At 42.1% G+C, this 17,492-nt stretch carries 21 protein-coding genes; 13 read left to right on the top strand and 8 right to left on the bottom strand.

All coding sequences use genetic code 11. The features are described 5' to 3' along the window. The first annotated feature begins 4 nt into the window (after positions 1-4). The gene (locus tag EWM62_RS14065) at positions 5-1,252 is read left to right on the top strand and encodes a DEAD/DEAH box helicase (RefSeq protein ID WP_203235047.1); all 1,248 of its coding nucleotides are present in this window, start codon (positions 5-7) and stop codon (positions 1,250-1,252) included. 200 nt (positions 1,253-1,452) lie between these two features. Continuing rightward, positions 1,453-2,337, top strand: coding sequence for a TIM barrel protein (locus EWM62_RS14070; RefSeq protein ID WP_129877303.1), 885 nt, complete (start codon positions 1,453-1,455; stop codon positions 2,335-2,337). 234 nt (positions 2,338-2,571) lie between these two features. On the opposite strand, the gene EWM62_RS14075 is transcribed toward EWM62_RS14070, so the two are convergent. After that, the gene (locus tag EWM62_RS14075; RefSeq protein WP_129877304.1) at positions 2,572-3,147 is read right to left on the bottom strand and encodes a pentapeptide repeat-containing protein; all 576 of its coding nucleotides are present in this window, start codon (positions 3,145-3,147) and stop codon (positions 2,572-2,574) included. 99 nt (positions 3,148-3,246) lie between these two features. Here EWM62_RS14075 and EWM62_RS14080 point away from each other — a divergent pair, with 99 nt between their 5' ends. Then, positions 3,247-4,407 (top strand): alpha/beta hydrolase, encoded by a 1,161-nt coding sequence (locus EWM62_RS14080; RefSeq protein WP_238989351.1) that lies wholly within the window; start codon positions 3,247-3,249, stop codon positions 4,405-4,407. Here EWM62_RS14080 and EWM62_RS14085 read toward each other — a convergent pair whose 3' ends face one another. The 3 genes from EWM62_RS14085 to EWM62_RS14095 are packed head-to-tail and all read right to left on the bottom strand — an operon-like array spanning position 4,408 to position 6,678. Then, positions 4,408-5,229: a molybdopterin-dependent oxidoreductase gene (locus EWM62_RS14085; protein WP_238989352.1), complete on the bottom strand. Its 822-nt coding sequence runs from the start codon at positions 5,227-5,229 to the stop codon at positions 4,408-4,410. It lies immediately after the preceding gene. Then, positions 5,183-5,875, bottom strand: coding sequence for a cytochrome b/b6 domain-containing protein (locus EWM62_RS14090; RefSeq protein ID WP_238989353.1), 693 nt, complete (start codon positions 5,873-5,875; stop codon positions 5,183-5,185). Before EWM62_RS14090 ends, EWM62_RS14085 begins: the two co-directional genes overlap by 47 nt. A 5-nt stretch (positions 5,876-5,880) precedes the next feature. Next, entirely contained in the window at positions 5,881-6,678 is a 798-nt protein-coding gene (locus tag EWM62_RS14095) for a DUF1223 domain-containing protein (RefSeq protein ID WP_129877306.1), read from the bottom strand. 183 nt (positions 6,679-6,861) lie between these two features. On the opposite strand from EWM62_RS14095, the gene EWM62_RS14100 reads away from it, so the two are divergent. From EWM62_RS14100 to EWM62_RS14120, 5 genes are all read left to right on the top strand, one after another. Next, the gene (locus EWM62_RS14100; protein ID WP_129877307.1) at positions 6,862-7,449 is read left to right on the top strand and encodes a sigma-70 family RNA polymerase sigma factor; all 588 of its coding nucleotides are present in this window, start codon (positions 6,862-6,864) and stop codon (positions 7,447-7,449) included. A gap of 1 nt (position 7,450) precedes the next feature. After that, a complete protein-coding gene (locus tag EWM62_RS14105; protein WP_129877308.1) occupies positions 7,451-7,726 on the top strand; it encodes a hypothetical protein in 276 nt (91 codons plus the stop codon). Positions 7,727-7,787: 61 nt separating this feature from the next. Next, a complete protein-coding gene (locus EWM62_RS14110; RefSeq protein ID WP_129877309.1) occupies positions 7,788-8,042 on the top strand; it encodes a hypothetical protein in 255 nt (84 codons plus the stop codon). Positions 8,043-8,120: 78 nt separating this feature from the next. Next, on the top strand, positions 8,121-8,699 hold the full coding sequence (locus EWM62_RS14115; RefSeq protein ID WP_129877310.1) for a peroxiredoxin-like family protein: 579 nt from the start codon (positions 8,121-8,123) through the stop codon (positions 8,697-8,699). 67 nt (positions 8,700-8,766) lie between these two features. Next, positions 8,767-9,276 carry a molybdopterin-binding protein gene (locus EWM62_RS14120; RefSeq protein WP_129877311.1) on the top strand — a complete coding sequence of 170 codons (510 nt, stop codon included), beginning with the start codon at positions 8,767-8,769 and terminating at the stop codon, positions 9,274-9,276. A gap of 44 nt (positions 9,277-9,320) precedes the next feature. Here EWM62_RS14120 and EWM62_RS14125 read toward each other — a convergent pair whose 3' ends face one another. Genes EWM62_RS14125 through modA form a run of 3 tightly spaced genes read right to left on the bottom strand, consistent with a single transcriptional unit; the run spans position 9,321 to position 11,371 of the window. After that, the gene (locus EWM62_RS14125) at positions 9,321-9,938 is read right to left on the bottom strand and encodes an ATP-binding cassette domain-containing protein (RefSeq protein WP_129877312.1); all 618 of its coding nucleotides are present in this window, start codon (positions 9,936-9,938) and stop codon (positions 9,321-9,323) included. After that, complete coding sequence (gene modB / locus EWM62_RS14130; protein ID WP_129877313.1) at positions 9,935-10,606, bottom strand: molybdate ABC transporter permease subunit; 672 nt, start codon at positions 10,604-10,606, stop codon at positions 9,935-9,937. The genes EWM62_RS14125 and modB overlap by 4 nt, the downstream gene beginning before the upstream one ends. Positions 10,607-10,609: 3 nt before the next feature. Then, the gene (gene modA / locus EWM62_RS14135; RefSeq protein ID WP_129877314.1) at positions 10,610-11,371 is read right to left on the bottom strand and encodes a molybdate ABC transporter substrate-binding protein; all 762 of its coding nucleotides are present in this window, start codon (positions 11,369-11,371) and stop codon (positions 10,610-10,612) included. Positions 11,372-11,503: 132 nt separating this feature from the next. On the opposite strand from modA, the gene EWM62_RS14140 reads away from it, so the two are divergent. The 5 genes from EWM62_RS14140 (at position 11,504) to EWM62_RS14160 (ending at position 16,793) form a co-directional block, all read left to right on the top strand. Continuing rightward, a complete protein-coding gene (locus EWM62_RS14140) occupies positions 11,504-12,742 on the top strand; it encodes a glycoside hydrolase family 5 protein (protein WP_129877315.1) in 1,239 nt (412 codons plus the stop codon). A gap of 265 nt (positions 12,743-13,007) precedes the next feature. Continuing rightward, the gene (locus tag EWM62_RS14145) at positions 13,008-13,754 is read left to right on the top strand and encodes an ABC transporter ATP-binding protein (RefSeq protein WP_162499846.1); all 747 of its coding nucleotides are present in this window, start codon (positions 13,008-13,010) and stop codon (positions 13,752-13,754) included. Further along, positions 13,754-15,022, top strand: coding sequence for a coiled-coil domain-containing protein (locus EWM62_RS14150; protein ID WP_129877317.1), 1,269 nt, complete (start codon positions 13,754-13,756; stop codon positions 15,020-15,022). The genes EWM62_RS14145 and EWM62_RS14150 overlap by 1 nt, the downstream gene beginning before the upstream one ends. A gap of 6 nt (positions 15,023-15,028) precedes the next feature. After that, entirely contained in the window at positions 15,029-16,015 is a 987-nt protein-coding gene (locus EWM62_RS14155; RefSeq protein ID WP_129877318.1) for an ABC transporter substrate-binding protein, read from the top strand. 142 nt (positions 16,016-16,157) lie between these two features. Then, the gene (locus tag EWM62_RS14160; protein WP_129877319.1) at positions 16,158-16,793 is read left to right on the top strand and encodes an ABC transporter permease; all 636 of its coding nucleotides are present in this window, start codon (positions 16,158-16,160) and stop codon (positions 16,791-16,793) included. Here EWM62_RS14160 and EWM62_RS14165 read toward each other — a convergent pair. Then, the gene (locus EWM62_RS14165) at positions 16,790-17,470 is read right to left on the bottom strand and encodes a hypothetical protein (RefSeq protein WP_129877320.1); all 681 of its coding nucleotides are present in this window, start codon (positions 17,468-17,470) and stop codon (positions 16,790-16,792) included. The genes EWM62_RS14160 and EWM62_RS14165 overlap by 4 nt on opposite strands. Between the last annotated feature and the right edge of the window lie 22 nt (positions 17,471-17,492).

Genomic DNA, 17,492 nt, shown 5'->3' on the forward strand with positions numbered 1-17,492 from the left:
ATAAGTGACTTTTCAGGATTTTAATTTCAACGAACACCTTTTAGAAGGCGTTTTAAGCATGGGGTACACCACCCCAACACCTATACAGGCAATGGCCATCCCGGCCATCCTTAATGGCGACGACCTTATCGCCTGCGCGCAAACAGGCACAGGCAAAACAGCGTCATATTTGCTGCCGGTTTTAAATTACATCTGCAATACGCATAAACACCATACTACTGCCCTTGTGCTTGCGCCAACGCGCGAACTTGCCCAGCAGATAGACCAGCAGGTTGAAGGCCTTGCCTATTTTACGGGCGTAAGCTCGCAGGCGGTTTTTGGCGGTGGCGACGGCATGGCTTACGAGCAGCAGCGCCGTGGTATTCAAAACAACGTAAACATTATTATAGCAACCCCGGGCAGGTTGATAGCCCACCTTACATCGGGTGTGTTAAAATTTAATGATATCACCCACCTGGTATTGGACGAGGCCGACCGCATGCTGGATATGGGTTTCCAGGATGATATTATGCGCATTATTGGCTACCTGCCCAAAAAACGCCAAACGCTTTTGTTCTCGGCTACTATGCCGGGACGTATCCGTACTTTGGCTAAGGCAATATTGACCGATCCGCAGCAAATAAATATTGCCATATCGCAGCCCGCAGCAGGTATCGATCAGCAGATCTACCGCTTGCACGACGGGCAAAAAACACCATTACTAAAAATGCTTTTAAAAGACGGGGGCTACCTAAGCTCCATTATTTTCGCATCCCGCAAGGAAATTGTAAAATCGCTTTATAAAGAGTTAAAGTCGGCGCATATCAACGTGGCTGCCTTCCACTCCGATCTGCAGCAGAACGAGCGCGAAGAGATCCTGCTCCGTTTTAAAAACAAACAGCTACCCGTTATTATTGGTACCGACGCGCTATCGCGTGGTATTGATGTAGAGGGGATAGACCTGGTGGTTAACTACGACGTACCCGGCGACCCCGAGGATTATGTGCACCGTATTGGCCGTACCGCGCGCGCCGCATCTAAAGGTACAGCCATCACATTTGTAAACAACCGCGATTTAAAACGGTTAAAGAGCATTGAGGAACTGATAGAGAAACCAATTGCCCTTAAAGAACTGCCGGAGGTGCTGCAAAGCATTGAAGCGCCGCCAAGAGAAGACCGCCCACATGGTTCTGCATCCGGCCAGCGCCGAGATGGGCGGCGTAACCCTAAAAGGTTTGGTAACAATAAACCATCGCGCCCCGCAAAACAATAGCAGGCTATAAAACATAAATAATTAATCCCCCGGCGACACTGTTACCGGGGTTTTGTTTTTTATGGATGGACTGGATCCATATCCCGCCGGGGAAAGCATAATATCTGCCGGCAGATTAAACCTTGTAATATTTATGCGGTCTATTTGTTTTGTATAGTCAATGTGTTACATTTACACAAACCAATTAAACTAACCAGATAATGACATCAAGACGTTCGTTCCTGAAAAGCACCGCGGTGGTTTCGGCAGGCCTGTTAATGGCCCCCCAATTATTTGCAGGGGATAAAAAAAGATATGTAGGCGTACAGCTTTATACTGTGCGCGATGCAATGGCTAAAGACCCGGTTACCACCCTGGCTAAAGTTGCCAAGGTAGGTTTTAACTCGGTTGAAGGTGCTACCTATACCGGCACCCAAAAATTCTACGGAATGGAGCCCGCCGCGTTTAAAAAAGTTTTAAGCGATAACGGTTTAATTATGCCAAGCGGCCACTTTATGCTGGGCGAAGGCATGCCTAATACAAAAGGTACCATTAGCAACGACTGGCAAAAGGCCGTTGACGATGCAGCCGCAGTAGGTTTGCAATACATGGTTTGCGCTTACTTGTTAGATAACGAGCGCGGTACCCTTGATCATTACAAAGAAACGGCCGATAAGCTTAATAAGGCAGGCGAAATAGCCAAAAAGGCAGGTATACAGCTTTGTTACCACAACCACGATTTTGAATTTGCATCTCAGGATGGCAAATACCCATACGACGTACTGTTGGAAAACACCGACGCCGACCTTGTAAAAATGGAAATGGATATTTACTGGATGTTTAAAGCCAAGCAGGACCCTATTGCCATGTTTGAGAAACACCCGGGCCGTTTCCCGCTGTGGCACGTTAAGGACATGGACAACACCCCTAAACAGATGTTTACCGAAGTTGGCTATGGTGTTATCCCTTTCAAAGAGATCTTTAAGCATACCAAAACATCGGGCTTAAAGTACTTCTTCAATGAACAGGATATTTGCCCCGGCGACCCGTTTGTAAGCATCACCAAAAGCTACAACTACATGGCCGCTAATAAATTCCATGTTTAATTAGAGAGAAAATAATACGATAAGAAAGCCCATTTGCGTTTGCAGGCGGGCTTTTTTGGTTTCCCCTGGATGTCATTTCGAACGAGCGGGAGCGAGGAGAAATCTTATACGTTACGCATCTGGTCATGCAAGTTCGCCACCTGCCTGTTGTATAAGATTTATCTACGATGAGCTCCCTTTGGTCGGTTCTCCTCGTACCTCGTTCGAAATGACATTTTGGATTATTGAGAATTTCTACACCACCTTTATCCCATACTTGGTCAGCAAACCTTCCAGGCCTGTCATCGCGAAAATGGCTTTTTTGAGGATATTCAACTCCGGGTCGAGGATGTAATTATAAGCGGTGGTAAAGTTTACGGAGGTAAGATCGGTACGGTTAAAAACGGCATCCAGCAGGTCGCATTCGTCAAATACGGATCCTGTTAAATTGGTCTGGGTAAAACTTACTTCTTTTAATGATGATCTTTTAAATTTAGTCTTTACCATTTTCTTCCCGGCGAAGGATGCATAATCCAGTATGCAGCCATCAAAACCAACACCAAACAAAAAATCCTCGCATTTGCTAAAGTTTACACCCATGATCTTGCAGCCCTTAAACACTACATCGTTTATGGTCGATGCGTCAAAATTAGCCATCGAAAGGTTACATTCCTCAAAAGTACATTCCAAAAATTTGCAGCGGGTAAAGGTGCTGCTGCTAAGTTCGCAATTGCGAAACGTGCAGCTTTGAAATTCCTTGTTGCGGGTGATGCCATCGGTAAGCACCAATTTCTCGAAGGTTTTATCGTCGTAAGCGGGCTGGTCAAACATGTGGTAAAGTTAAGGATTTGCGGGGGCAGTAAATAATTTCCAGCAGCAGGGGTAAATTATATATGTTTACACCAAATCAACAAACAACATTCATCGTATATGAAGCATGTACCAAAAACAAAAAGCATGATAGTGCTTATACTGCTCATTGTGCTGCTGCTTGCTTCGTTACTTACCGTATTTAAAGCGCCCACCTATCATTTATGGTTACTGGCTATCGCCGTGTCCGAGTTCCCGCTGATATTTATTGGTATTACAGGGGTATTGCTTATCGCGATAGTTTGGGTAGAGAAGTACCGGCTTACATCGGCAATTATTGGTGTGTTGGCTTTGTTGCTGTTTTCATCGCCTATCATCAGGGGTTACATAGTTGCATCCACTGTAAAGCAGGAATTTGCTGCTGTGTTTGGGCCGGGCAGCACTATTGTAAACGGTGATAATAACCAGCAGCCTTTCAGCTTTTTTAACCTGTTTAAAACATCCAACACAAAAGCAACAGATTATAAAACGTTAACCTACGGTAATGATACCGAGCAGACGCTTGATTTTTACCCGGCACGTTTTGCCGGTAGAAAGCCCTGCGTTGTAGTGGTACACGGCGGATCGTGGAGCAGCGGCGATAGCAACCAACTGCCCGAACTGAATAGCTATCTTGCAAATGCGGGTTACAATGTTGTCTCGATAAATTACCATTTGGCACCTAAATATCAGGCACCGGTGGCGGTGAATGATGTAGTTGAAGCTTTTAACTACTTGCGCAAAAACGCGGAGAACCTAAATATTGATACCAATAACTTTGTGCTTTTGGGGCGTTCGGCGGGTGCGCAGATAGCGCTTTTATCCGCCTACAAGTACCCTCAAAAAGGCTTGAAAGGCGTGGTAGATTTTTACGGCCCCGCGGATATGGTTTGGGGCTACTCGATGCCGGCAAGCAAACTGGTGATGGATTCGCGCGCGGTGATGGAGCGGTACCTGGGAGGCACCTACAAGGGTGTACCCGATAATTACTTCGCCAGTTCGCCGATAGAATTTGTAAATAAACAAACCGTGCCCACCTTAATTATTCATGGTGATAACGATGTGCTGGTATCGCCCATCCATAGCTGTAAACTGGATGCGAAGCTTACTAAAACTGGGGTAAAACATTACTACCTGGATCTGCCCTGGGCAACCCACGGGTTCGATTACAACATTAACGGCCCGGGCGGGCAGCTATCTACCTACGTGGTAGAGCGGTTTATAAATATCGTTTGCAGGTAATTACAAACCCGAATAATAATCATATCCCTTTTCGGCCCAGTAATCGGGCGGGCGTTGGTTGCTGAAAGCCATGCTGCCAATGCGTTTTAAGTTTTTGATGCCATATTTTACCGGGATGATGAGCCGCAGCGGTTCGCCATGTTTTGGGATAAGCGGCTTATCGTTCATCTCGTAGGCCAACAGCGTTTGCGGGTGCATAGCGCTGGGCATATCAATACCTACATAGTATTTTTTATCGGGCGTAGCCAGGCCAACATAATCAAGTTTAGCCTGGTCGGTAAGGTTAAAGTGCGTTATAAAATCGCTGAACTTTACGCCGCCCCAGTGCGAGATCTGGTTCCAGCCTTCCACACATTTAAAATCGAAGATCAGCTCTGTTTTGGGCAGGGCTTTGATCTGGTCCAGCGTGATGTTGAGTACTTCGCCCGATTGCTTTTTTACCTGTAATTGCCAGTCTTCTACGTCGATCATCGACTTTAGGCCTATGCCGCTGTTGTAACGTACCACTTTTGCGGCGCGTTCTTTAGGATAGGTTTTAACCAGGTGGTTATTACTGAAAAAATTACGGAAGAAAAGCTCGGTTTTGTTTAGCGCACGGCGCAATGGCGCTTTGGCGCCGGCAGTAGCCGTACGGATCTCTTTCGGCGAGTTTTTAAGCCAACTCCAGCCGCCATATGCCACACCCGAGAGCACCGTGAACGTACCAAACGAGATGAACGTGCGCCGGTTTATTTGCTGCTCGATGGTGAGGGGTTTTTTAACCTTTTTTAGCTTGCTATTTTTCATCAGCGGCAGGTTTAATAACAGGTTTTGGATTATCATTTACTACCTCGAAGCCGGTGATGACAGACTGGAAATTTCGCCACCCGGCAATTACTACCTGCACAACATGAATAATAAAGAAAAATACGTAGCCAATGGTGAGTACAAAATGTTCGATACGTGCCGCGTGGTAACCGCCGCAAAGCCAGGTAATGGTATTAAACTGCACGGGCTTGTAAATAGCCAGCCCGGTGATAACCGAGCCGATACCCATAATAATGATAGCCGTATAAGCGATGCGTTGCGCGGCATTATATTTTTTTTGCGGCGGAGCAATTTTGCGGATATGCAGATCGTGCAGCAGCACTTGCCAGGCCTCTTTAAATGAATTGCGTTTGGGCACCAGTTCGCGCCACTCTCCCGAGAAAATGGTGTACAGGATATACACTATTCCGTTAATGGTAAAGAACCACATAAACAAAAAGTGGAAGGCCATACCCTCGGCCAGGCGGCCGGGGATGTTAAAGGCATCATTAAACCATTTGGGGAAAAACCTGAAAAACGTATGCCCGAACAAGCCAAACGTGTAGGTATCATTGGCCCAGTAGATAAGCATCCCGCTCCATATCATAATGGTTAGAATGGGGAAGTTTACCCAATGTGTCCACCGCATGGCTAAGGAATGTTTCTGTTTAATGGTTTTCATGGGCATTAATTACTTGCCGTGACAGTTGCGGTGAATGCGGCGCGTGTAGCGCCCGTAATTTCGCCGGTTGCATTGTTTTGTACAAATGCTATCAGCTCAAAGCCTGCTGCTGTAAAATTTCCGGGCAATTTGATATTGGTTTCGCCTTGTTTATGTTCACCTAACGGGATGCCTTTAAGCTCATTCACGATCTGGATGTGCGACAGGGTGCGGCCGTTGTTCTCGCCGCTCTTTATATGGCTTACCGCATTTTTTTGAACAAGCGCCAATTGCAGCGTAGTGTTGTCGGCAGCATTGGCGGCATTGTATTTTAAAACGGCGTTATGGCCGCTTACATTAACGTTGGTTAACGATACCGGGGTAACAGTTCCCTTGCCAAGGCCTGTGCGGATGGCATTATACAAAGACCCCTGTTCCGAGCCAACAAACTCGGTTTTGCCGTTTACAATGGCCTGCGGCGTATAAACGCCCTTAAGCTTTAACCAAACGGAATAAGCGCTTTGCCTGTGGCTAAATTCGGCTTTGCTGAATACATCTTTCCAGCCAAGGCGGTTCCAGTAATCAACGTGGTACGCTAAAATATAAACCGGTTTGCCGGCGCTTTCCTTTTGAATTTTGGCGATAAGCCCGTCGGCAGGGGGGCAGCTGGAGCAGCCTTCGGAGGTGAACAGTTCTACCACGGCAAAACCATCGCCGTTGGTAACAATTACCGGCTTTACCGTGCTTTTATTGATGAATGCTGCCGATGCCAATGCCATAACGGCAACTGCAAAGACAACGAATAGTATTTTTATATTTTTCATGATGATGCTTGTTTTCGGGATATCAGTCGGCGGTGCGATAAAATCCTTACAAGAAAATATACATTTAAAACGGGTTGTTTTAAATATACGTAAATAGGCATATTGAGGATTAAGTTTTTTTAGAGGATATTAAAAACAAGTTGTAAGGATTTAAATCCCCAAGCGACTAACATGCGTTTTACTATGGATAATAAAGAAATAATTGCCGAACGAACGCAGCTTAAACCACAAGGGTGGGTTAACGCCCATGCCGATTATTTATACGCTTACACCATTACACGGGTAAATAATGAAGAGCAAGCCCGCGACCTGGTGCAGGAAACCTTTTTAGCCGCGCTGGAAGGTATGCACAAGTTTGAAGGCAAAAGCTCGGAACGTACCTGGCTTACGGCTATACTACGGAACAAGATCATCGATACCTATCGCAAAAAAACAAAGGGGCTTAAAACACTAAGCATAAACGATGCCTACGCGGGCGAAACTGAGTTTTTTTGGAACGAAGAAGGCCACTGGCACCAGGAACATTGGCCCGCGCACTTCGGTATTGACCATATCGACCCATTGGCTGCAAAGGAGTTTAACCACATATTGCAGAAGTGCATGCAAAAGCTGCCGGCGCTTTGGCTATCGGTATTTACCATGAAGCATATGGATGATGAAACAACCGATACAGTTTGCGCCGAGTTAAAAATAACCGCCTCAAACTTTTGGGTAATTATACACCGGGCTAAGTTAAACATGAGGGCCTGCCTTCAAAAAAACTGGATGTAATATGAACAAGCTTACAAAAATACTTTACAACTGCCGCAAGGCCACCTTTATGATCGAAAAGCGGATGGTGCAGCCATTGAGTTTTCAGGAAAATATAGAGCTACGCCTACATTTGGTTACCTGTGGCGTATGCCGCTTGTATATTAAGCAAAGCCATAAAATCGATCTGATGGTAAAACAGATCCTTAAAAGCCCGCCGCCGGCCAACATCCGCCTTGACGATGATTTTAAAAAGGAATTAAAGCAGCGGATAGAAAAAGAATTGAATAAAAGTTAAACCATTTGTAAGGTTTGTTAATTAGAAGCGACAAAGCCGGCAAATTAAAAAACTTAAAAAAATGAAAACGTACAACAAATCAGTTTTAAAAGGTGCCCTTATAGCCGGCGCCATCGCGTTATGCTTTAGCCTTAACCTTAGCGCAGGTGTCACCAAACATTCTTCACCGTCGCTTACTGCCGTTAGCGATACCGGCAAAATGAAAAAGATGGATAAAATGAAAAAGAAGGATATGAAGATGAAAAAGAAAAAGATGGAAAAATCGAAAATGGAACCATCAAAAATGGAAGAGGATAAAATGGGCAGTAAAATGTAATTCCCCTTTGGCTTAGTTTTGTGTTGAAGACGGGGGTTGTGAATGGCCCCCTCTTTTTTTACCTATTGATTTTAAAAAATGAAAAAATTTATTGCAGCAGCTATAGCGTTGGCGTTTTCGGTACAGCTTATGGCGCAAACAGGGTTAAAAAAGGGCGATACAGCCCCGGTATTTGTAGCTAAGGATAATTCGGGTAAAACGATTGACCTGAAAGCCGTGCTTAGATCGGGCAAATCGGTGGTGCTGTTTTTCTACCGCGGCCAATGGTGCCCATATTGCAACAGGCAAATGCAGCATATCCAGGATTCGTTACAACTACTGACCGGTAAAAACGCCTATGTAGTTGGTGTAACGCCCGAAGCTGTTGAAAATATTGATAAAACCATCGCTAAAACAAAAGCCACCTATTCTATTGTACAGGATAAGAGCTACAGTATTATGAAAAGTTATGGCGTAAACTATGTTATGGACGCGGCTACCGTTATCAAGTACAAAGGGTATGGGCTTGATATGGCCAAGGCAAACGGCAATACCGACAATGTATTACCCGTACCGGCAACTTATGTAATAAACAGCGACGGCAAAATTGCATTTGTGCATTTTGATAAAGACTATAGCAGGCGCGCGTCGGTAAAAGATATTTTGGCGGTGCTTTAATTAAATGGCACTTATTTATTAATTTGCCCGGGGCTGCTAATGTGGCCCCGGGCTTTTTATTACTATTATGAAAAAAATATTACTTCTTCTTTTACTATGCTCCGGTGCGGCCATGGCGCAGGAAAAAAACCAGCAAACCCAAAAATTTGCCATCACCGGCGAGGTGGAAAAGGAATCGGTCATTACCCTCGACTCGCTGAAGCAATATACCATAAGCCCTATCGGCGATATCAAAGTGACCGACCATACCGGCGCATTCAAGCACAAGGATGATGAACTGAAGGGCGTTTTGCTTAAAGATGTATTATCGCATACCAAATTTAAAACCACCAGCCCCAAATTACTGAGCCGTTTTTACTTTGTTTGCACCGGGGTAGATGGCTATAAAGTGGTGTATTCGTGGAATGAATTGTATAACACCGCCGTGGGCGACCATGTGTACATCATTATGGAAAAGAACGGCATCAAGGCCGATAAAATGCCCGAAAGTATCCAAATGACATCCGCTACTGATTTTAAAACCGGCCGCAGGTATTTGCATAATCTGGATAAAATAGTGGTAGGGCAGGTGCAGTAAATGCGATCAGATTTGACAACTTTTTAAAAGTTGTCAAATCTATATCACCCTATTTCCAACTCATCCCCTGTAACCCCATCCAATTCCTGCGGGTTGTGGCTTACAATTAGCGTTGTTGCGCCAAGTTCGGTAAATATTATTTGCAGGTCTTTTATCAGTGCCGATTTCATTTTGAGATCAAGCGCCGAAAAGGGCTCGTCCATCAGGATCAATTTTGGTTTAATGGCCAATGCCCGCAATATGGCCAGCCGCTGTTGCTGCCCTCCGGATAGATGGTTGGGTTTGTGACCGGTAAAGTTATCCAGTCCGCCTGTTTTCAAAAGCCGGGTTATCCATTCTGCATCATTGGTAGCGTATTCCAGGTGTTGTTTCACCGTCATGTTGGGGAACAGGGCATAATCCTGAAAAACAAAGCCAACCCTGCGCTGCTGTGGACTTAGGTCGATATTTTGTGCGGCCTCAAACCAACTAATACTGTTTGCTTTTATGCTGCCGCTATCCGGCGTAATTAAACCCGCAATCATTTTCAACAGGGTTGTTTTACCCGCGCCGGATGGGCCCGTAATGCGGGTGATACTGCCGGGGACAAATACCTTTTTTATCCGTAGCATTTGCAGCCCGTTATGCGCCTTTAGCTTTTTTTCAATGTCAACTGCTATCATTCTAACGGACTTTTAGCCTGGTACTTGTTATAAATAAACACGCTTAATACCATCACAAAGGTAATGGCGAAAAGCACAAGCGAATAATTATTGGCGGCAGTGTAATTCATTTGTTCAACAGCATCGTAAACGGCTATGGATGCCACGCGGGTAACGCCGGGGATATTGCCGCCTATCATCAGCACCACGCCAAACTCGCCCAGGGTATGTGCAAAGGTGAGCACCGCGGCAGTGAGCAGCGAAGGTTTGATGTTGGGCAGCAGCACATGCCAAAGGGTTTGCCACCGCGTTTTACCAAGCGTATACGATGCCTGCGAAAGCGATGCCGGCAGTTGCTGAAAGGCTGATTTTACCGGACTTATCATAAAGGGCATGCTGTAAATAACTGATGCCAGCACCAAACCCGGAAACGAGAATACAAATTGCACATTAAACGTTTGCTGCAACCAATGCCCCAACCCCCGCTGCGGACTAAACGCCAGCAGCAAATAAAACCCCAGCACCGATGGCGGCAATACCAAAGGCATGGTTATAATGGCCTCGATAATGATCTTCGCTAACGACCGCTTTTTTGAAAGCCACCAGGCCAAAGGCAAGGCAACCAACAGTAGTATCAGGGTGGTTACAGCTGCTAATTTAAGGGTAAGCCAAATGGGTTGCAGGTCCATACGTTATAGGGTGTGGTAGCCGTAGGCTTTAAAAATGTTTTTTGCCCGCGGGCTTAATATGTATTGATAAAATTTTTCGGCCGCGGCATTTTTAGCTGAGTGCTTTAATAATACCATGGCCTGTTCTATCGGCGCGTAATTTTTAGGGTTTATGAGGCTGTAAAATAGCTTTTGCTTGTTGGCCTGGTCTTTTACCAGCGACAGTGTGGTAAACCCGGCCTGCACAACGCCGGTAATTATATAAGTGTTTACCTGGCTGATGCTTTCTCCAAATACAATTTTGGTTTGTACTTTATCATAAATGCCTGCTTTTATAATGGCTTGCTGCGCGGCCTTACCGTAAGGGGCAATCGCGGGGTTACCAATGGCTATTTTTTTAACATTATCTGTCAGTAATAGCCCGTTCCAGTTTGCAAGGCTTAGGTTATGTGTGCTGCAAATAATAAGCACCCCCTGTGCGTAAACAACCGGATCTTTTATAGTAAGGCCATCCCGCTGTAAGGTTTGCGGGAAATCCCTGTCGGCAGATAAAAACACATCATAAGGCGCACCGTTACGGATCTGCGCTGCCAGGTTTCCCGATGAGCCGGAGATCACATCAATGTTTATCCCGGTATTCAACTTAAAATCTTTTTTTAGTGCTTTCATTACCGGCTGCAGGTTTGCGGCAATGGCAACCTTCAAAGTTTGTGCCTGCACACCGGCAGTAAAAAACCACAATGCGATAAAAAAAAGCGAAAACGTTTTAGTGAATAGTTTTACCATCCTTGTTATGTTGTTTCACAAAATACGTAATATTGACACATTGGCACAAATGTAAAATGATAATACAGATCGTTACATTTGTTAGGGCGCTTGCCAATTTGCGCACAAACTAACCAACATCTTTAAAAAGCAATGAAAAAACTCATCACCAGCGTGCTCCTTACAGCTGCAGTTATGTTTAGCGTATGCGCGCAAACCCCAAAGTTCATCAGCGTAAAAGGAAAAGAAATTATCGGCACAAATAACAAGCCCTTTTTAATCCGTGGCACAAACCTGGGCAACTGGCTGGTACCAGAAGGCTACATGTTCAAGTTTAAAGCTGTTAACTCGCAGCGCCTGATAAATGAAGCGCTTACCGAGCTTGTTGGCCCCGAAGAGATGAAACTTTTCTGGCGGAAATTCCAGGACACGTATGTTACCGAGGCTGATATTAAGTTTTTGAAAGCTACGGGCATGAACTCCATCCGTATACCATTTAACTACAAGCTTTTTACTTACGAGGATTACATGGGGCAAAACAACCCTAATCGTGGTTTTGAGCTATTGGACAGGGTGATAGGCTGGTGTAAAAAAGCCAACCTTTATGTAATACTGGATATGCACTGCGCACCCGGCGGCCAAACCGGCGATAATATTGATGATGGCAATGGTTACCCCTTTTTGTTCACCAGTGCGGCAAGCCGTAAGTTAACATCGGATATCTGGCGTAAAATTGCCAACCACTATAAAAATGAAACCATTATAATGGGGTACGATCTGCTGAACGAGCCCATTGCCCATTACTTTGATGTAAAAGCCCTAAACCCGCACCTGGAGCCTACCTTTAAGCAGATCACGGCCGCGGTACGCTCGGTTGATAAGAACCATATTGTGTTTATCGGCGGTGCGCAGTGGGACAGCAATTTTAAACCATTCGGCAAACCGTTCGACAGCAAAAGCGTGTACACCTTTCACAAGTATTGGACGGATGTTAAGCAGGACGTGATACAGGAGTATATGGATTACCGCGATAAATACAACGTACCTATTTACGTTGGCGAAACAGGCGAAAATACGGATGAATGGGTAAGGGATTTTAAGGTCCTTTGCGAAAAGAACAACATTGGCTGGCATTACTGGCCATACAAAAAGCTTGACAACCTGAAAGGTATAACCAGCTTTAATGTACCCGATGGTTACGACGAGATCATCGCCTATACCGAAAAGCCGCGCGGCAGTTTCGAAGAGATCCGCAAAGCCGCACCTGCCGATGCTGACAGGGAAAAAATAAAGAAAGCTTTATGGCAGTTTTTAGAGAACAGCAAGTTTATAAACTGTATCCCCAACAAAGGATATATTGAAGCGCTGGGATTGAAGGTGCCGGCGAAATAGATTATTAATCTATATATAATTAAAGGGGAGTTGTTATTTAAGTATAAAATAACAACTCCTTTGATATTTAACATTAATTATTTTGTAACGATTGGGTGGATGCTAAAGCTAAGGGGTTAATTACGCTGTAAATTTGCAAGAGTATTAATTATTTATAGCCGGATATTTAATATCTCTTTTAATTCAGATTTAAATTATTTAGATTTGATAGTGCGGTATCCATAACCGAAACCTAACCTTGATAATCAATTCTTTAATGAAGTTAATGTCTCTGAATAACATTAGTAAATCTTTTAACGGAAAAGAGATATTAAAGAATATTGATCTTAACATTAAGCAAGAGAACTTTATCAGCATTTTTGGCCCAAATGCCACTGGCAAAACCACCTTATTAAATATTATTTCTGGGCTGTTACAAGCAGATAACGGAGCGGTTGTTTGGGAAAACGAGTTTTATAAAAATAGGGTATCTTATGTGTTTCAAAATTATAGGGAAACACTATTCCCCTGGAAGCGCGTTTGGGAAAATATTTCTCTTCCACTAAAGCTACAAAACGTTAAATCAGCCGAATGCAAAGACCGAGCGACAGATTTACTTGGTAAGTTTGCTATAAATATTGATCTTGAAAAATATCCTTACCAATTAAGCGGCGGGCAACAACAACTGGTTGCCATACTAAGAGCCATAATTACCGATCCCGTATTATTATTATTGGATGAGCCATTTTCAGCATTAGATTTCGCCAAAAAATTTGAGTTGCAGCAAAAAATATTAGAAATATGGCATGAAATAAAAGCCACTATTATTTTCGTTTCGCATGATTTGGATGAAGCCATTTATTTGGCTGACGAGGTGGTGCTGCTTGGTGGTACCCCAACAGGAATAATTAGTAATGTAAAAGTTGAAATAGACCGCCCACGGACGCCCGGCGACTTATTAAGTAAAGAATTTGTTAGCTATAAGCGTTTAATGCTTGATAACTTTTTATCAACCCAAAATATAATGTTATAATGGCCAAAAACGTGCAAGACCATACAAATAATGAAAAACCACAATGGTGGATAAGATATATAAGCGGTAAATATCTGTCTATATTTTTAGCGGGAACTACAATACTTTTCTTCGGTATAAAAGGCTTATACTACCAGCACCTTAATTGCACAATAGGCGAATGTTTCTGGTTGACTTTAAATGATGTTATTCATCATACAGATTACATTGGTTACATCGTTGGTATTTTGGGGATATATGTAGGGTGCTATGTAGCTAAAAAAGTTGAGGAGAGCAATGAAATTAAAAATAAGGAACTTGACAAGAAAATAAGAGAACTAAGCAGCATTGAGAACCAGATTTCGAATTCTGTAGACGAACTTAGAGGTACCACATTAAATATAGAAGCGACAAATGCCGAGATAAAGGAGAGTACAAAAGCACTTGAAGATAAAACAGAGCGCTTAAAAGAAGAAACAAAAAATGCAATAGATGCGTCAAGAAGGATAATTGTGGACGTTTTTGAAATTTTTAAGAGTATTGAAACAACCCTTGAGGCTGTATCTGCAAGAACGATAGATAAATTTTATTACATGAATGGGCCTGCATCTTTTGGTAAATTACATACATATAATAAAAGAATATTGCGTGTTTTTAAAAAGAAGGAAGATAACAATGATATTGGCGCGGCTGAAATAATTACCTGTAATAATATCGCTGTTAAAATTGCAAGCTTATTAATTGGTATTAGTAAACAGGCTGTTGATTTTAAAATGATAGTGAGTCCTCCGGATAAAGTATCAGAATTTGCTGATGAATATTTTGAAAATGAAAATAAAAGAAGCGAAAAATTTGAAGGGCTGTTAGATTACAAGATTACCAGCAGTGTGAATTTTTCGCAAATAAATTACGACGATGAAATAAACAATGATAATGTAAAAGTTAAGATAACATTATCTGATGAAAATAATAAAGAAGATATTCAAACAACAGTAAAAGAAAAATTTTTAAAATTTAACAACACTGTTATTGATATGTGCAAAAAGAACAGGGAAAATAAAAGTCTTGATTCAATAAAGTTTTGCCAGGAAGATCCACAATATCAAATATATCTGATTGACTGTAATACTGATAAATATTCTCTTTTGATTTTTTACCACGACGAAGATAAAATCGAGAATGGCCAGGCAGTTAAAATAAGGCGATTAGTTGGTTTTTCCTCAGATAATCGTCATATATATAAGGGTTTAGAAGACATGTATTTGGACAAATTTAAAAACGCAAATTAAAATAGTATGAAAACAAGATCGCTAAGCTATAAAGTGATAATATTACTTGTAACAGCATTGGCCCTATATGGTTGTAACCAGGCAAATGATAAGAGCAATGCTATAAAGGTTAATTTAACCGCCCCGCAAACTGCATATTCCATCCCCACTATAATCGCTATTGAAAAGGGTTTTTTTAAGGAGAATAAAATTACCGTAAATATAAATTATGTAAAAACAGGAAAGATCGCTATGGACGATTTGCTGGCGGGCAAGGCTGATTTTGCAAATATTGTTGAAACCAATGTTGCTTTTGCGGGATTTAGCGATCCTAAAATAAAAGTTTTGGGCAATATCGAAAAAATTTACGATGCGGTAATTGTTGCCCGTAAAGACAGGGGAATAGCTAAAGAGGCCGATTTAAAGGATAAAAAAATAGGGGTAATACTTGCTACTACCTCACAGGTTTATGCCGAAACATTTTTAGAAAGCAGAGGAATTGATAAAAAAGATGTAACGATAGTTAATCTTTTACCCCCCGCATTACAATCGGGTATTATTGAAGGGAGCGGCGTTGATGCAATAAGTTTATGGCAGCCGTTTATTTATAATGTTCAAAAGGCACTGGGCAATAATGCCATCACCTTTCCCGATAGGAAGATATTTACCGGCTACATGAATTTGGCCGGGTCAAATAATTTTATTGAAAAAAATCCTGATGCGGTCGACGGCTTATTAAAAGGCTATGAAAAAGCCGAAGCGTTTTTACTAAGTAACAAGGCCGAAAGCATTGATATAGTTGCAAGGGTATTAAATTTAAACAAGGCAGTGGTAGAAAAAATTTGGGAAGAGTATGAATTTAAGCTTTCAATGGACAACGCAATATTAGAGGCAATAATAAAAGAAGGAAAATGGATTATAAAAACCCAAAAAGGATTCGAGAAAAAGGTGTTGCCCGATTATTCAAAGTTTTTTGATTCAAGCTACCTTAAAAAAATACAGTTGAATAAATAAATTGAGAAATAAATTTTTTGATATTAAGCTGCTAAAGCTTTGGGGTGTTATTATATTAATAATAGTTTGGTGGCTAATTAAATTGGTTTTTTTTAACGGAACCAATTTTTTGCCATCCCCGGGCGAGACCTTTGCTAAGGTTATGGAGTTGTTTATAACGGGTTCAATACTGGCAGATATTTCTTCTACGCTTAAACAATTTGGGGTAGGGTTTGGGATAGCAGCCATTTTCGGTATTCCGCTTGGGCTTATATTAGGGTTTTCGAAAAGGGGTTATGCAGCATTTGAAATTGTACTTGATTTTTTCCGTTCGATACCGGTAACTGCTTTATTCCCATTATTTATTTTGTTTTTTGGAATAGGCAGCTCTACCATAATAGCTATGGTAACTGTAGCTTGTTTTTTTGTTATTTTGATAAACAGCGCTTATGGGGTGATATATGTAAACAAAACATATTTGGTAGTAATGGACTCCTTAAAATCAACTTGGTTTCAAAAATTTACAGAAGTTATCTTTTATGAAGCCTTACCTTTTCTGTTTATAGGATTAAGGGTGGCTGTTTCTTTTGGCTTAATTGTAGTTGTGGTATCAGAAATGTTTATTGGCAGCGAATTCGGGTTAGGATCGCGCGTTTATAAAGCCTATGAAACCTATTTAATCACCGAAGTGTATGCGCTTACAATCATTATTGGCTTATTGGGTTATTTTCTAAATAAAATTATTTTAATCCTCGAAAAAAAAGTTGTTCATTGGAAAGGCAATATAACAGCAAACTAAGCCTGTACAAGATATTGGATATTGCCGGCAATTTCAGGTAAATCAACTGACGCTATGCCATACATTTTAAACTTGATTGCCCGCTCCTCCTTTATGGTGCACCTGTATGCTCCACCTGTTTTTAAAATATAACTTTTCAATATCTCATAAAGTGGTACAATGTCTTTAATAAACCCTTGCATGGTAAGTACCAAAAACTCCCCATCTTTTTTAGGTATATACGCCCCATATAGGCCACTGTCCAACAATCTCTTCATTAAAACCGGGCTCGATTGCGACTTTTCCATCGTTAAATGAAATTCGGTTTGCCTAAACGCCTCCTTTTCCGAGCCACTTAAAACACGTCGTTCAATTTTAAACGGAACTGGGTGGTCAGTAAATTCTTTGTAAGGGATATACTCGTCTTTTGGTATAAATTCACCCTCTAAATATCCTACAAAATCAGGATGCTCATTAGTTTTTAGCTCCAATTTATCCCAAATTTCACTAAAATCTTCTTTGGTTTTTACTTTAAGGGTTAAATGCCTGATAGGTTCAAAATGCTGATACCCTTCCGGATGCCCGTTAAAGTCAGTGTCATAAAACCCTAATTCTTTAATAGCAAACTCGTCAAATAATTGAGGCATTTTTTTCGCATCTATATGGATGTGAAAAATATTAGGCTGTGTTAATTCCATTGTACAAATAGTTATTAAATCA

It is taken from the genome of Mucilaginibacter terrigena (genome assembly GCF_004168255.1).
GTDB lineage: Bacteria > Bacteroidota > Bacteroidia > Sphingobacteriales > Sphingobacteriaceae > Mucilaginibacter > Mucilaginibacter terrigena.

Excerpts from the sequence above, each read along its gene's own strand:
- modA (WP_129877314.1), bottom strand. The coding sequence starts at position 11,371 with ATGGTAAAACTATTCACTAAAACGTTTTCGCTTTTTTTTATCGCATTG.
- EWM62_RS14105 (WP_129877308.1), top strand. The coding sequence starts at position 7,451 with ATGAACAAGCTTACAAAAATACTTTACAACTGCCGCAAGGCCACCTTT.
- EWM62_RS14070 (WP_129877303.1), top strand. The coding sequence starts at position 1,453 with ATGACATCAAGACGTTCGTTCCTGAAAAGCACCGCGGTGGTTTCGGCA.
- EWM62_RS14155 (WP_129877318.1), top strand. The coding sequence starts at position 15,029 with ATGAAAACAAGATCGCTAAGCTATAAAGTGATAATATTACTTGTAACA.
- EWM62_RS14095 (WP_129877306.1), bottom strand. The coding sequence starts at position 6,678 with ATGAAAAATATAAAAATACTATTCGTTGTCTTTGCAGTTGCCGTTATG.
- EWM62_RS14090 (WP_238989353.1), bottom strand. The coding sequence starts at position 5,875 with ATGAAAACCATTAAACAGAAACATTCCTTAGCCATGCGGTGGACACAT.
- EWM62_RS14110 (WP_129877309.1), top strand. The coding sequence starts at position 7,788 with ATGAAAACGTACAACAAATCAGTTTTAAAAGGTGCCCTTATAGCCGGC.
- EWM62_RS14080 (WP_238989351.1), top strand. The coding sequence starts at position 3,247 with ATGAAGCATGTACCAAAAACAAAAAGCATGATAGTGCTTATACTGCTC.
- EWM62_RS14150 (WP_129877317.1), top strand. The coding sequence starts at position 13,754 with ATGGCCAAAAACGTGCAAGACCATACAAATAATGAAAAACCACAATGG.
- EWM62_RS14075 (WP_129877304.1), bottom strand. The coding sequence starts at position 3,147 with ATGTTTGACCAGCCCGCTTACGACGATAAAACCTTCGAGAAATTGGTG.
- EWM62_RS14100 (WP_129877307.1), top strand. The coding sequence starts at position 6,862 with ATGGATAATAAAGAAATAATTGCCGAACGAACGCAGCTTAAACCACAA.
- EWM62_RS14120 (WP_129877311.1), top strand. The coding sequence starts at position 8,767 with ATGAAAAAAATATTACTTCTTCTTTTACTATGCTCCGGTGCGGCCATG.
- EWM62_RS14125 (WP_129877312.1), bottom strand. The coding sequence starts at position 9,938 with ATGATAGCAGTTGACATTGAAAAAAAGCTAAAGGCGCATAACGGGCTG.
- EWM62_RS14160 (WP_129877319.1), top strand. The coding sequence starts at position 16,158 with ATGGAGTTGTTTATAACGGGTTCAATACTGGCAGATATTTCTTCTACG.
- modB (WP_129877313.1), bottom strand. The coding sequence starts at position 10,606 with ATGGACCTGCAACCCATTTGGCTTACCCTTAAATTAGCAGCTGTAACC.
- EWM62_RS14165 (WP_129877320.1), bottom strand. The coding sequence starts at position 17,470 with ATGGAATTAACACAGCCTAATATTTTTCACATCCATATAGATGCGAAA.
- EWM62_RS14115 (WP_129877310.1), top strand. The coding sequence starts at position 8,121 with ATGAAAAAATTTATTGCAGCAGCTATAGCGTTGGCGTTTTCGGTACAG.
- EWM62_RS14085 (WP_238989352.1), bottom strand. The coding sequence starts at position 5,229 with ATGATAATCCAAAACCTGTTATTAAACCTGCCGCTGATGAAAAATAGC.
- EWM62_RS14145 (WP_162499846.1), top strand. The coding sequence starts at position 13,008 with ATGTCTCTGAATAACATTAGTAAATCTTTTAACGGAAAAGAGATATTA.
- EWM62_RS14140 (WP_129877315.1), top strand. The coding sequence starts at position 11,504 with ATGAAAAAACTCATCACCAGCGTGCTCCTTACAGCTGCAGTTATGTTT.